Annotated in this window: 13 protein-coding genes; 9 read left to right on the forward strand and 4 right to left on the reverse strand. The window is 73.6% G+C overall.

Annotation, left to right across the window (positions count from 1 at the left end; genetic code table 11):
- The first annotated feature begins 110 nt into the window (after nt 1-110).
- From DDE18_RS01610 to DDE18_RS01635, 6 genes are all read left to right on the forward strand, one after another.
- Nucleotides 111-3,047: a helix-turn-helix transcriptional regulator gene (locus tag DDE18_RS01610; protein WP_165820978.1), complete on the forward strand. Its 2,937-nt coding sequence runs from the start codon at nt 111-113 to the stop codon at nt 3,045-3,047.
- Between the two features lie 191 nt (nt 3,048-3,238).
- Nucleotides 3,239-3,997 (forward strand): sucrase ferredoxin, encoded by a 759-nt coding sequence (locus tag DDE18_RS01615; RefSeq protein ID WP_116570479.1) that lies wholly within the window; start codon nt 3,239-3,241, stop codon nt 3,995-3,997.
- 93 nt (nt 3,998-4,090) lie between these two features.
- Nucleotides 4,091-4,297 carry a hypothetical protein gene (locus DDE18_RS01620; protein WP_116570480.1) on the forward strand — a complete coding sequence of 69 codons (207 nt, stop codon included), beginning with the start codon at nt 4,091-4,093 and terminating at the stop codon, nt 4,295-4,297.
- Nucleotides 4,298-4,353: 56 nt separating this feature from the next.
- Entirely contained in the window at nt 4,354-5,409 is a 1,056-nt protein-coding gene (locus DDE18_RS01625) for a cupin domain-containing protein (RefSeq protein ID WP_245916385.1), read from the forward strand.
- On the forward strand, nt 5,402-6,280 hold the full coding sequence (locus tag DDE18_RS01630; RefSeq protein WP_116570482.1) for a ferredoxin family protein: 879 nt from the start codon (nt 5,402-5,404) through the stop codon (nt 6,278-6,280). The genes DDE18_RS01625 and DDE18_RS01630 overlap by 8 nt, the downstream gene beginning before the upstream one ends.
- A gap of 56 nt (nt 6,281-6,336) precedes the next feature.
- Entirely contained in the window at nt 6,337-7,641 is a 1,305-nt protein-coding gene (locus tag DDE18_RS01635) for an MFS transporter (protein WP_245916386.1), read from the forward strand.
- On the opposite strand, the gene DDE18_RS01640 is transcribed toward DDE18_RS01635, so the two are convergent.
- Nucleotides 7,638-8,831, reverse strand: a complete 1,194-nt coding sequence (locus DDE18_RS01640; protein ID WP_116570484.1) for a hypothetical protein — start codon at nt 8,829-8,831, stop codon at nt 7,638-7,640. The two genes, DDE18_RS01635 and DDE18_RS01640, sit on opposite strands and share 4 nt — an antisense overlap.
- Nucleotides 8,828-9,136, reverse strand: a complete 309-nt coding sequence (locus DDE18_RS01645) for a hypothetical protein (protein ID WP_116570485.1) — start codon at nt 9,134-9,136, stop codon at nt 8,828-8,830. The genes DDE18_RS01640 and DDE18_RS01645 overlap by 4 nt, the downstream gene beginning before the upstream one ends.
- Before the next feature lie 139 nt (nt 9,137-9,275).
- On the opposite strand from DDE18_RS01645, the gene DDE18_RS01650 reads away from it, so the two are divergent.
- A complete protein-coding gene (locus tag DDE18_RS01650) occupies nt 9,276-9,851 on the forward strand; it encodes a hypothetical protein (protein ID WP_116570486.1) in 576 nt (191 codons plus the stop codon).
- A gap of 10 nt (nt 9,852-9,861) precedes the next feature.
- On the opposite strand, the gene DDE18_RS01655 is transcribed toward DDE18_RS01650, so the two are convergent.
- Nucleotides 9,862-10,704 (reverse strand): aldo/keto reductase, encoded by an 843-nt coding sequence (locus DDE18_RS01655; RefSeq protein WP_116570972.1) that lies wholly within the window; start codon nt 10,702-10,704, stop codon nt 9,862-9,864.
- Between the two features lie 114 nt (nt 10,705-10,818).
- Entirely contained in the window at nt 10,819-11,514 is a 696-nt protein-coding gene (locus DDE18_RS01660; RefSeq protein WP_165820979.1) for an SGNH/GDSL hydrolase family protein, read from the reverse strand.
- 101 nt (nt 11,515-11,615) lie between these two features.
- Between DDE18_RS01660 and DDE18_RS01665 the strand changes: the two genes are divergently transcribed.
- On the forward strand, nt 11,616-12,230 hold the full coding sequence (locus DDE18_RS01665) for a hypothetical protein (protein ID WP_133241126.1): 615 nt from the start codon (nt 11,616-11,618) through the stop codon (nt 12,228-12,230).
- Between the two features lie 25 nt (nt 12,231-12,255).
- Nucleotides 12,256-13,041, forward strand: coding sequence for a GNAT family N-acetyltransferase (locus tag DDE18_RS01670; protein WP_116570489.1), 786 nt, complete (start codon nt 12,256-12,258; stop codon nt 13,039-13,041).
- The last annotated feature ends 54 nt before the right edge of the window (nt 13,042-13,095 follow it).

Raw genomic sequence — 13,095 nt, forward strand, 5'->3', positions numbered from 1 at the left:
ATCCGCCGGGGCTGGGGGACGCGCCGAAGCGCCCGCCGCGCCTCGACCCGCTGAGACCGGCGATGACGAAGGCGACCGCGATGTCGGTGCGAGGGGACACAATGTCCGACGTGCCCGCACCGCGCAGCCCGGACCTCGTCGGACGCGATGCCGAGCTTCAGGAGCTGAGCTCCTGGCTCGGCATTCGTGTCCCCGCGCAGTTGCGTGCGGCCTCGGGCGACGCGACCCGGGCCGTGCTCCTGGGCGGCGACGCCGGGGTCGGCAAGACCAGGCTGCTCACCGAGCTGCGCGACGTCGCGACCGCCGACGGGTGGCTCGTGGTGGCCGGTCACTGCCTCGACCTGGCGGAGAGCTCGCTGCCCTACCTGCCCTTCTCGGAGATCCTTGGTCGCCTGATGACCGACCTGCCCGACGTCGTCGCGGAGGTGACGGAGCGTCACCCCACGCTGGTCCGCCTGCAGCCCGGACGGCGCATCCGCGGCACCGACGACCGTGACGACGACCTGTCCCTCGACCGGGGCAACATCTTCGCCGCCGTCCACGACCTGCTCGAGACGGCGGCCGCGAGCGCGTCTGTGCTCGTGGTGGTGGAGGACGCCCACTGGGCCGACCAGGCCACCCGCGACATGCTCAGCTTCCTCTTCTCGCGTCCCTTTGCCGGTCCGGTGTCGCTGGTGGTGTCCTTCCGTTCCGACGACCTCCACCGCCGCCACCCGCTCCGGCCCCAGGTCGCGGAGTGGACCCGGGTGCGCGGCGTGGAGCGGATGCAGCTGGAGCCGCTGACGCCGATCGCCGTACGCCACCTCGTCAAGGCCCTGCGGCCCGGCACGATCTCGGAGGCCGAGCTGGCGGCGATCGTCGACCGCTCCGAGGGCAACCCGTTCTTCGTGGAGGAGCTCGTCGGCGCGGCGTGGGACGGCCAGATCCCGGTCGAGCTGGCCGACGTCCTGCTGGTGCGGCTCGACCGTCTCGACGACACCACCCGCGAGGTGGTCCGGCTCGCCAGCGTGGCCGGCCGCCAGGTGTCCCACGACCTGCTGGCGGCAGTGTCCGGCCTCGACGCCTCGACGCTGGAGCGGGCCGTGCGGGCCGCGGTGGAGTCGCACGTCCTGGTCGCCGGCCGGCACGCGGCATACTCCTTCCGCCACGCGCTGCTCGGGGAGGCGGTCTACGACGACCTGCTGCCGGGGGAGCGCACTCGGCTGCACGCCGACTTCGCGGCCGCGATGAAGTCGGGGAGCGCGGTCGGCACGGCGGCCGAGCTGGCCCAGCACGCCCGCCGGGCGGGCGACCTGCCGACCGCGCTGCGCGCCGAGATCGAGGCCGGCAACGAGGCCATGGCGGTGGGTGGACCCCACGAGGCGGCCACCCACTTCCTGGATGCCCTGGAGATCGTGGGCAACCTGCGCCCGGCCCCCGAGGACATCGACCAGGCAGGCCTGGTGCGCCGGTGCGCCGAGGCCTTCATCGCCTCCGGTCGGGTGTCCAAGGCGGTCAAGGTGCTGCGCGCCCATCTCGAGGCGTTGCCCGCTGACGCGCCCGACTTGGAGCGCGGCCAGCTGCTCACCGAGATCGCGGCGGCGCTGATGCTCACCGACAGCACCGAGTCGCCCGAGAAGGTGGCAGCCGAGGCAGTGTCGCTGCTGCAGGACGCCCCGCCCAAGCACCTCGCGCGGGCGCTCGCCGTCCAGGCCCAGTGCCTGGGCCGGTGGAACGCTGACGAGGCGCGCGTGGTCGCCATGGAGGCGATGGCGCTGGCCGAGCGCCACAACCTCACCGGCCTCGTCGTCGACCTCACCACGACGCTCGCCAGTCTCGACACCGTGGAGGAGTCGGACCAGCTCGAGGCTGCCTGGGGAGCCGCCGTGGCCCGTGCCCGCGAGGCCGGGTTGATCGAGCCCGAGCTGCGGGCTCGCTACTTCCTCGCCCGGCTTCGTCACGACCGGGGCGAGCGCGCCGAGGCCATCGAGGGATACCGCCAGGTGGTGGCCCGCGCCGAGGAGACGGGCATGCCCTGGGCTCCCTACCCCGCCGAGGCGCGCGCGATGCTGGGGCTGGTCCTCGTCGACCAGGGCCGCCTCGACGAGGCCTTCGACCTCCTCGACGTGAGCGACCAGCAGCCGCCCATGGTCTTCGAGTGGCTCTACTTCGCCATCCAGATGCGGGTGTGCACACTCCATGGACGCCAGCACGGCGACTCCCTCGAGCGGCTGCGCCACTACTGGTCGGTCGACGGGCTCATCGCGATCATCGCGGGCACCGCCGAGCTCGACCGGGCCGACCACGACGGCGACCCCCACCGCGCCATGGAGGTCTACGAGCGGATCGTCGACACCCTCAGGCCGCTGTGGCACGAGTGGTTCCAGGCGCGGCTGAGGCTGGCCGCGACGGTGATCGGGGTGCACGCCAGCGCGGCCGCCCGCCAGTCCGCCGAGGAGCGCCTCGCGGCAGCACCGGTCGTCGCCCAGCTCTTCGCCGACGGCGAGCGTGTCATCGAGCGGTACGCCGACTACGAGATCGCCCAGGGCCCCGAGGCGCGGGCCTGGATGCTGGCCCGGACGGCCGAGCACCTCAGGTGGCGCTGGCTGAGCCAGCTCGACCCGCCTGCTGCCGACGACCTCCTCGCGGCCTGGCGCGAGACGGAGGCCGCGTTCGCGACCTACGGCTCGGTCCCCGAGCTGGCCCGGGTGCGCGCCCGGTATGCCGCCGTCCTGCGTGCCACGGGCGACGCCGCCGCGGCGCGGCAGATGGCAGACCTCGCCCGGCAAACCGCCCACGCCCTCGACCTCCGCCCGCTCCTCGACGAGCTCACCGCCCTCGGCTCGTCGGCGGCGCCCCGCAGTGAGGCCGTCGCGGACGCCCTCACCCCGCGCGAGTCCGAGATCCTCGCCCTGGTCGCGGAGGGCCGCACCAACGGCGAGATCGGCAAGCAGCTGTTCATCAGCACCAAGACCGTCTCCGTGCACGTCTCCAACATCCTCGGCAAGCTCGGCGCCGCCTCCCGCACCGAGGCGGCCGCGATCGCCCGGCGCCGCGGGCTCCTCTGACCGACTCGGCGCGTCTGCTCTTCGAGACACCGTCGAGTCGGCGCGTCTGCTCATCAAGACACCGTCGAGTCGGCGCATCTGCCGCAGACCAGCCGGCACTTGCGCCGACTCGACCCCTCGCGCGTGTGCAGATGCGCCGACTCGACCCCTCGCGCGTGTGCAGATGCGCCGACTCGGCAGAATGAGCGCCGATGACCGACTTCCGCTGCGCGGGCGCCAGCCGCGATGACGACGAGCCGCTCGCCGGCACCGCCCCGACCGACACCGAGCTGTGGTTCGTCGAGCACGCCGGGCCGTGGGCCGCGAAGGCGGTCGAGGAGAGCCGGCTGCCCGACCCGGTCAAGGCACACCTGGCCGGTCTCGCCGGCGTGCGCGTCCAGCTGATCCGCCGCCACGGGGGCGAGTCCGGCCCCGGCGTGCGCCTCTTCCGGGCGGTTGCGACCCGGGCCGGCTTCGACGTGACCACCGCCCACGTCCGGCACGCGGCCGACATCCCCGGCATCCAGGGCGCCGACTGGGCGGCGTACGACGGCCTGCTCTGGCTGGTCTGCACCAACGGCCGTCGCGACCGGTGCTGCGCCGAGGTGGGCCGGCCGGTCGCTGCGGCGCTCGCGGCCCGCTGGCCCGTGGAGACGTGGGAGACCACGCACCTCGGCGGGCACCGGTTCTCCGGCACGCTGCTCGCCCTGCCCGGTGGCCACACCCTCGGCCGGCTCGACCCGGAGTCGGCGGTGGAGGCATGCACGAGGATCGAGCGTGGGGGCGTGCCGCTCGAGGTGTCACGCGGCCGGGCCGGCCGGTCGCCCGAGGAGCAGGTGCGTGAGCTGCACGTCCTGGCAGGTGGTGACCCGGACGTCGACGTCGCCGCCGAGCCCGGTCCGGCTCGGCGGCAGAGCTGTGCGGACCTCAAGGAGAAGCCGACGACGCGGTTCGTCGTCCGGACCCCTTGACGTGCGTCATACAAGTCCGACGCAATGGGTACGGATCCGTATGATGCACGGCGGATCGGCCGCCGGGCGCGTACCCCGCTGAGGAGCGACACGATGACGAGGACTCCTGATGAGCCGCTGGGCGACGACGAGATGACCACGGAGGACCCCATGGGGTCCGGGGACCCGATGGGGGGCGTGGGCCTGGGTGACGCCGATGGCACGGACGCCGACGGCACGGACGGCATCGACGGCGACTCGACGGACGCCGACGGCACCGACGCCGACGGCACCGACGGAACGGACGGACTCGCGCCCTGACCGCGCTCGACCTGCTCACCGGTGACGCCCAGGTCTTCACGACGAAGATCTGGGCGTTGCACACCCACGTCCATCGCCGCGACCCCGAGGCGCTGGTGGCCCTGCTGCGGCTCGAGGACGTCGACAGGCTGCTGACCAGCAGCGCGATCCGCACGCCCGCCGTGCGGGTGGCGCGCGACGGCAACGTCCTGCCGGAGTCGTCGTACACCCGCTCGGGCAGCCTCGCCGGCAAGCCGCTCACCGGCCTCGTCGACCCCGCGCGGCTCCTCACGCTCTTCGACGATGGCGCCACCGTGGTGCTCCAGGGACTGCAGCGCTCCTGGCCGCCGCTCGCCGAGCTGGTGGCCGACCTCGAGCGCGAGCTCGGCCATCCCTGCCAGGCCAACGCCTACCTCACGCCGCCCGGCGCACAAGGCTTCGCCGTCCACTCCGACTCGCACGACGTCTTCGTCTTCCAGACTCACGGCCACAAGCTCTGGGAGGTGCACGGCGAGGACGGTGCCGAGGAGCTGCTCCTCGAGCCGGGCGTCGTGGCCTACCTGCCCACCGGCACGCCGCACGCCGCGCGCGCCCAGGAGGTTCCCTCCCTGCACGTGACCCTGGGCATCAACCAGCTCACCTGGCGGGGACTGGTCGGGCGCGTGGTGAGCGAGGCGCTGGCCGAGGTGCCCGACGCGCACCTGCCGGCCGGCTACCTCGACGATCCCCGCCTGCTCTCCGACGGCCTCGCGGGCCACCTCGACGCCGTCGTCGAGCACGTACGCCGCGTGGTCGGGGCCGACGTCGCGCGCGACCAGGTCCGCCGCTTCCTCACCAGCCGGCCGCCGCGGCTGGCGGGCGGCCTCGTCGACCGGGCCGCCCTGGCCGACGTGGCGCCGGGCACGCGGCTCGAGCGCCGGCCCGGCGTGCCGTGCGTGCTGGAGGAGGCCGGCGACCAGGTGCGGATGCTGCTCGGCGACCGCAGCCTGCTCCTCCCCGCCCGGATCCGGCCTGCCCTCGAGCAGGTCGCGGCCGCCGCGAGTCTGACTCCCGCAGAGCTGGCCCTCGACGAGCAGAGCGCGCTGGTGCTGTGCCGCAGGCTCGTCCGCGAGGGGTTGTTGCGGATTGGCTGAGTTCCGCTGCGCGGCCGCCTCACGAGAGCGCGGGGACTCCCTGGCCGGAACCGCGTCGACCGTGCGCCGCTTCCTGCTGCTGGAGCATCCCGGCCCCTGGGGCGTCTACGCGCTGCACGAGGCCCGCCTCCCCGACGGGCTCGGCGACCGGCTCATCCGCGACTCGCACGCAGCCGGCGTCCGGGTGCTGCTGATCCGCCGCCCCGGCCGCACGCCCGCCGGGCCGACGCGCGTCTTCGCCGCGCACACCGCGGGCGAGCAGCCCTGGGTCGAGACGGCCCTCCTCGATGACGTCCGCGAGGTGGCCGACCTCGACCTTGCGGCCTTGGGCAGGGACCAGTCGCTCGGGCTCGACGTGCATCCGGACCCGGTGCTCGCCGTGTGCACCCACGGACGCCACGACGCCTGCTGCGCCGAGCGCGGCCGCCCGGTCGTGCTCGCGCTCGCGGCTGCCGGCCACGATGTGTGGGAGGTCTCCCACATCGGCGGCGACCGCTTCGCCGGCAACGCCCTCGTCCTGCCGCACGGGCTCTACTACGGCGGCCTCGACGCCGACTCCGGCCTCGAGCTCGCCCGCGCGACCGCCGAGGGCCGGCTCCTCCTGGAGCACCTGCGCGGACGCTCCTCGCTCCCGATGCCGGTGCAGGCCGCCGAGATCGCGCTGCGGCGCCACCTCGGGGAGCACCGGGTCGGAGCGGTCTGCTTCCGCGGCGCCACCCGCCGGGACGACGTGGTCACGGCCCGCTTCGACATCGACGGCCTGGAGCACGTCGTACGCGTGACGACCCGGCACGAGGACCCCCAGCAGCTGACCTGCCGCCTCGACCAGACGTCGCCGGTGCCGTCGTTCGAGACCGACGTGCTGTCCTAGACCTACCGCGAAATTCCGGCGACGGGTCTCCCGACGGGATGCGACGATCTCCTGTTGTGACCTGGCGTGACCGGCTCCGCGCGATGCGGATGGACCTGACCCCCGTGCGCGAGTCCCGCGACTTCCGGCTGCTGTTGTCCGCGGGCACCATCTACTACCTCGGCGCGATGGTGGCCTACGTCGCCGTGCCGTTCCAGGTCTACGACCTCACCGGCTCCAACTTCCAGGTCGGCGCCATCGGCCTGGTCGAGCTCGTCCCGCTCGTCGTCTTCGGCCTCTACGGCGGCGCGCTCGCCGACCACGTCGACCGCCGGCGGCTCCTCGTCGTGACCGGCCTCGCGCAGGCCGCGGTCGTGGCCGTGCTCGCGGTCAACTCGTTCCGCGACGAGCCGTCGCTGGTGCTCATCTACGTGATGGCCGGTCTCTACGCCGCGACGTCGTCGATGCAGCGCCCCTCCCGCGAGGCGCTGGAGCCGCGCACCGTGCGGCACGACCAGATCGCCGCGGCCAACGCGCTGTCCAGCTTCGGCATGCAGGTCGGGGTGCTCGTCGGGCCCGCCGTCGGTGGCCTGCTGATCGCGTCGGTCGGCACGGCCTGGTGCTACGTCGTCGACGTGGTCGCGCTGGCCCTGGCCTGCCTGCTCTTCGTCGCGATGCGGCCCTACCCGCACCGCGGCGAGACGACGCCGCCGTCGCTGCGCGGCATCGTCGAGGGGATGAGGTACGCCGTGGGGCGCCGGGACCTGCTCGGCACCTACGTCGTCGACCTCGCCGCGATGTTCCTGGCGATCCCGGTGGTGCTCTTCCCGGCCCTCGCCGAGGACGTCTTCACGGCGCCGCACCTGCTGGGACTGCTCTACACCGCCGAGACCATCGGCGCGATCGCGGCGACCGTGTTCAGCGGCTGGATCTCGCGCGTCCACCACCACGGCCGCGCGATCGTGATCGCTGCGGCGACCTACGGTGCCTGCATCGCGCTCGCCGGCCTGGCGCCCAGCATCTGGGTGGTGGCGCTGTTCCTGGCGCTGGCGGGCGCGGCGGACATGGTGTCGGCGACCTTCCGCTCGACGGTGTGGAACCAGACCATCCCCGAGCACATGCGCGGGCGGCTGGCCGGCATCGAGATGCTGTCCTACTCGCTGGGGCCGCTGGGTGGCCAGGTGCGCGCCGGGTTCGTCGCCGACGCCTGGTCGGTCCGGGGCTCCATCGCCAGTGGCGGTGCGGCCTGCGTCGTTGGCGTACTCCTCACCGCCGCGGCGCTGCGCGACTTCTGGTCCTACGACGACAGGACCGACGAGCACGCGGCGGCCGAGCGTGCGGCCCGGGCCGCAGCCGCCTCGGAGCAGCGCGCCCCCATCTAGGCATCCCGCGCACCCGCGTCGCTCTTCCCGAGCCGGGCGAGCATCTCCTCGGCGGAGCGCAGCGCCTCGACGGCCTCGGTCGCCTCGTCCCGAGCCGCGGCGATCGCCTGCTCCTTCAGGGCGGCCGCCTGCTGCGCGGCGCCGTGGGCCGCATCCCGCTGGGCCGTCGCGGCGTCGATCGCCGCCTGGTCACCGCTCGCGGCGGCGGCGTCGAGCTGCAGCTGCGCCACCTCGGCGCGCACGCTCGCAGCGTCGGCGTCCGCCGCGGCGACCTCCGCGCGGGCCAGCGCAGCCCGCGCCTCCGCGGCCTCCTGCTCGACCGCCACCTGTGCCTCGGCCATGGCCTCCCAGCGCCGGGGAACGCCGGGCCCCTCGCCATCCCGGTGGACTCCGCCGCCGCCCCGGTCGGCGTCGCCGTGCCGGCCGTGCTCGCCGTCGGTCGCGACGTGGAGGTCGCCACCCGGTGTGCCGCTCGATGAGGCCCCCGACGGGGTCCCTGTCGAGGCGTCGGGGGCCTGCGCGTCGGACTCGTCCCGGCCCGGATGGTCGCGGGCCGGCTTGTCCGGGCGCCGCTCGTCGCTGACGGGCTGCTCCCGGGCCGGTCTCTCCGGGGGCTGACCGGGGTGCGAGGTGTCCGACGTGTGGGCGGGGAAGAAGACCCCGAGCAGGTCGGGGTCGACCAGCCCGCCGTGCTGGGCCAGCGCATACCGCCAGTCGGTCTCGGCAGTGGCGAACCGGGAGCGGACCTTCTCCAGGATGTCCCAGCAGGTTTCGAAGGCCTGCCACTTCGCCTTCAGCTCGGGTGTGTCCTCCGTGCGCTCGGTGGGGTGTGGCGGCCAGACGGCCCACTCCGCGCGCTGGAGACCTGCGCCCGCGGCGACGTGCTGGATCTGGGCGAAGCCGTCCTTGACGTCCTGGAGGTCCTTGGCCAGCTCCGCCGCGGCGGTGGCCAGTGCCGTGAACCCGGCGGCCCAGGCGCCGGCGTCGGCGGCCTGCCGGGAGGCCTGCGCACGGAACGCCTGGCCGGCCACGCCCTCCCAGTGGGTGGCGCTGATCGTGGACCCTTCGCGGAGCGCCTCGTGGAGAGTGGCGAGCCGCTCCCCGGTCTTCGCCAGGCTGCTGGCGAACGCGCGCACGTCGCCCGGCTCGGCGTACGGGCCGAAGTCGGTGGGAACGGGGTGCCAGGTCATCGATCCACGTCCTCGGCCGGGACCACGCCGACGGCGTGGAGGACCTGCCCGAGGACGCCCTGCTCGACGTGGCTCTCGACGGCGATGACGTCGGCGAGGAAGTCGTCGAGGCAGCCGGCCAGGTCGAGGCCGTTCTGGCGCAGCGTGATGACCGCGCCGAGCATGTGCTGGAGGTCGTCGGCCGCCAGCTGCATCGGCCGGCCGCTGGGCAGCTCCACGGCGGTCCAGCGGTCGAGTCCCTCGGCCGCGTCCTCGACGTCGCGTGCGACTCGGGAGACGTCCGGATAGCTGATTCGTAGTGTCATGCCGGAACTTCTGCCGCATCCTCGACCCGGCGAAACGGGGGCCTCCGCTGCCTGTGGACAACCACCCCGGTTGGTCTCCTACGGCGGGTCCCGACACAATGGCGGTCCACAGAGCCGTACGCCGACGAGGGGAGCCTGCGTGGACACCGAGAGCCGCCCGGTGCTGGCCGGACTGGTGGCCCTGGTCGCCGTCGCGGTCGTGGTGGGCCTGGTGGGGGGCTTCGCGGCGCTCGTGGGCACCCAGGCCCTCGGGATCGACGGCGACGCCATCGAGGTCGCGGACACCGAGCCGGCGGCCACCGGCACCATGTACCTCCCCGAGCCCTCCGAGACCTCGAGCCCCACCGGCCCGCAGGTCACCCTGGTGCCCGGCGAGGAGTCGAGCGACCCGGCCGGCGCCTCGAGCAGCGAGCCGGAGTCGCCGACCGAGGAGGCGAAGCCGAGGAAGGCGATCTCGCTCTCCGCAGCCCAGCTGACCGTGAGCGCGATGCAGCAGATCGACCTGACCGGCACCTACGTCGGGGGCGAGGGCGCCATCCTGCAGGTGCAGCGCCTGGAGTCCGGCGTGTGGACCGACTTCCCGGTCACCGCCTCGGTGAGCGACGAGACGTTCTCCACCTACGTGCAGACCAGCCAGCCCGGGGTCAACAGGTTCCGCGTCATCGACACCGACACCAAGCGGGTCTCCAACCCGGTGAACGTCACCGTCGGCTGAGGGCGCCGGCTCAGGGGACCCAGTCGAAGGTGTCCGGGTGCGGGCCCATCCGCCGGGACGGGCCCTGGTCGAGCGCGTCGACCGCGGACATCTGCTCGGGCGTGAGCTCGAAGTCGAAGACCTCGAAGTTCTGCTGGATCCGGGAGGGGGTCGTCGACTTGGGGAAGACGATGTCGCCGCGCTGGATCGCCCAGCGCAGGGCGACCTGGGCCGGCGTACGGCCGACGAGCGAGGCGATCTCGCCCATCACGTCGTCGTCTCCGACCTTGCCCTGCGCCAGCGGCGACCAGGCCTCGGTGGCGATGCCGTGGCCGGCATTGGCGACCCGCACATCCTCGTTGGCGAAGAACGGGTGCACCTCCACCTGGTTCACGACCGGGACCACGCCGGTCTCCTCGATGATCCGGTCGAGGTGGGCCGGCTGGAAGTTGGAGACGCCGATCGACCGCGTCAGGCCGGCTTCGCGGAGGTCGACGAGTGCGCGCCACGTCGAGACGAAGTCGCCGTCGTACTGCGTCGGCAGCGGCCAGTGGATGAGGAACAGGTCGACCTGCTCGAGGCCGAGCAGCTTGAGCGACTCGTCGAGGGAGCGCTTGGCCTCGTCGGGCTGGTGGAAGCCGTTGTTGAGCTTGGTCGTCACGTAGACCTCGTCACGGGCGAGGCCGGCGTCGCGGATGGCCTGGCCGACTCCCTCCTCGTTGCCGTACATCTGGGCCGTGTCGATGTGGCGGTAGCCGATCTCCAGGGCCTTGCCGACGACGTCGGCGGTCTGGCCCGCCGGCACCTGCCAGGTGCCGAAGCCGAGCTGCGGGATGGTCGTGCCGTCATGGAGGGTGATGTTCGGAACGCTCATGGCCTCGACCCTAGCGAGGGCCAGGTCGTAGACGGACCGGCACAACGGCCCGCAACTCCCGTGGACCCGGCGAGAGCGCCGGGCCCACGAGGGTTGTGCCGGTTGGTGTGCGAGTCAGCCGAGCTGCTCGGCGACCAGCTCGCCGAAGCGGGCATGCCCCTCGGCGGTCAGGTGCAGCCGGTCCGGAAGGTAGGGAAGCTCCCAGTCCGCGGCACTCACGTAGCGCACCCCGTGGGCGCCCGACAGGGCGGCGAGCAGGTGGTCGACGCGGGGTACGGCGCTGCGCCGGGCAGGCGCGGGTGCGGGCCCGACGACCACCACCTCCTGGCCCAGGCCGGCGAGCGCGCGCATCAGCCGCAGGAAGCCCACGGTGATCGCCGCCGTCGACCGGTCGTGGTCGTTGAGGCCGCCCTCGACCACGACGAGGTCCGCGTCCGCGACCACGCGCCTCGCCCTCGCGGCGTACGAGCGATCCCCGCAGGGGCTGGCCGTGCGGCTGAACCCGGAGCCGGAGAAGCCGGCGACGTGGACCTCGCCCGGCAGTCGCGTGGGCCAGGAGGCGGACAGGTCCCGCAGGCCCAGGCCGACCGACCACGAGTCGCCGATGACGACGACCCGCCGGCCGGAGCCGGTGACGAGGGCCGCCCGCCGGTCGGCGTCGGCCGCGTGGCGGGCGCAGCGGCTCTGCTCCGCTGCACGGGCCCGGGAGAGGTGGGCGGTGCCGAGCTGCACGAGCACGGAGACGACCAGCAACGCCACCACCACGGAGGCCGTCGTGGATCGGTGTCCCCATCGCCAGGTCACAGTCACGCGCCCATGGTCCGTGCGATCCGCGCCGCCCGCAGGAGAATCGGGCAAGCGTCATCGATCTGTGCCACGATCGCCCGGTACGACGATCACCGGGGGAGATCATGCGTGGTTCATTCGTGCTCGGACTGGCCTGTGCCACCGTGCTGGGGCTCGGCTCCGCTGCCCGGGCAGACACCTGGGAGCGCGACGACGCGGCCCGCGACGTGAGGTGGGCCAGCAGCAACGACCCGATGGGTTCGGATGCGCCGCCCCTGACTGGTGGGGTCCGGAACACGGTCGGTGACATCAGGCAGGTGCGCTATACCTACGGTCACGATCGCCTCAGGCTCGTGATGGAGCTGCGTCGGCTGGTGCCCCACGACCGCATGCCGCAGTACGAGCTCTCGATCCTCAGGCCGGACGGGAAGAGTCACACGGGGTACTTCCGCTACGCCGACGGCGAGCTCATCGAGGGGTGGTGGGGCCCGCGGTCGGCGACGGCCACCGAGTGTGGCTCCCGAGTCGTCGAACGGGAGACCTCGCGCACGCTCCTCATCGTGGTGCCCGCCGAGTGCTTCTCCGTGCCGCGACGCGTCCGGGTGGACGCGATCGTGCCGCACGAGGCGCCGCTCGGGACTCCCGACCCCGGGTCCCGGATCTTCTGGGACGGGGCCAACAGGGACGGTGACGAGTTCGCCCGCCGGCATGTGTGGAGCCCCTGGCTCGAGCGGGGCTGACCGCGCCCTCACTAGGGTCGGCGCCATGACGCCTGACGAGCTGCTCCGCGCGTACGACGAGCACCTGCGCGAGGAGGGCGAGCTGCACAACGCCCTGTCGGCCGAGCGGCACGGCCCGGTGCTGTGGGCGGAGTTCCCCTGGGGCGGGTTCGTGACCTACCGCGACCTCGGCGGCCTCGAGGGCGCCGCGCTCGACGGGCTGATCGCCGGGACCGTTGCCCACTTCCGTGACGACACCGGCCTCGACCGTTTCGAGTGGAAGACGCGCGGTCACGATGCCCCCGCCGACCTGGGGGAGCGGCTCGTCTCGGCCGGGCTGGTCGCCGAGGAGGTCGAGACCGTGATGATCGGCGAGGCCGCGGCCCTCGCGACGGCGGTCGAGGTGCCCGGCGTAGTGGTACGTCGCGCCGGCGAGGGTGGCGTCCTGCGCGAGGACCTCTCCCGGATGCTCGCCATGCAGGACGAGGTCTTCGGGCGAGGCCGCGGACCGGGCGTCGACGACGCCCTCGACGAGCTGGCCGACGGCAACGCGGAGTACTGGCTCGCCGAGGTCGAGGGCGAGGTCGTCTCCGCCGGCCGGCTCAACGTCGTACCCGGCACCGGCTTCGCCGGGATCTGGGGCGGCTCGACGCTGCCCGGGTGGCGCGGCCGAGGGATCTACCGGGCCCTGGTCGCCGCCCGCGCGGCCTCCGCCCTCGAGCGCGGCGTGCGCTGGATCCACTCCGACTGCACCGCCATGTCCCGGCCGATCCTGGAGCGGTCGGGGCTCCTCGCCGTCACCACCACCACGCCGTACGTCTGGACCCGCTGACCTCCCGCCGCCCGAGAATGCGGCGGCGAGCGGGAACATCATCCCGCCGGCCTG

The organism is Nocardioides gansuensis, assembly GCF_003076135.1.
In the GTDB taxonomy this organism is placed as follows: Bacteria; Actinomycetota; Actinomycetes; order Propionibacteriales; family Nocardioidaceae; genus Nocardioides; species Nocardioides gansuensis.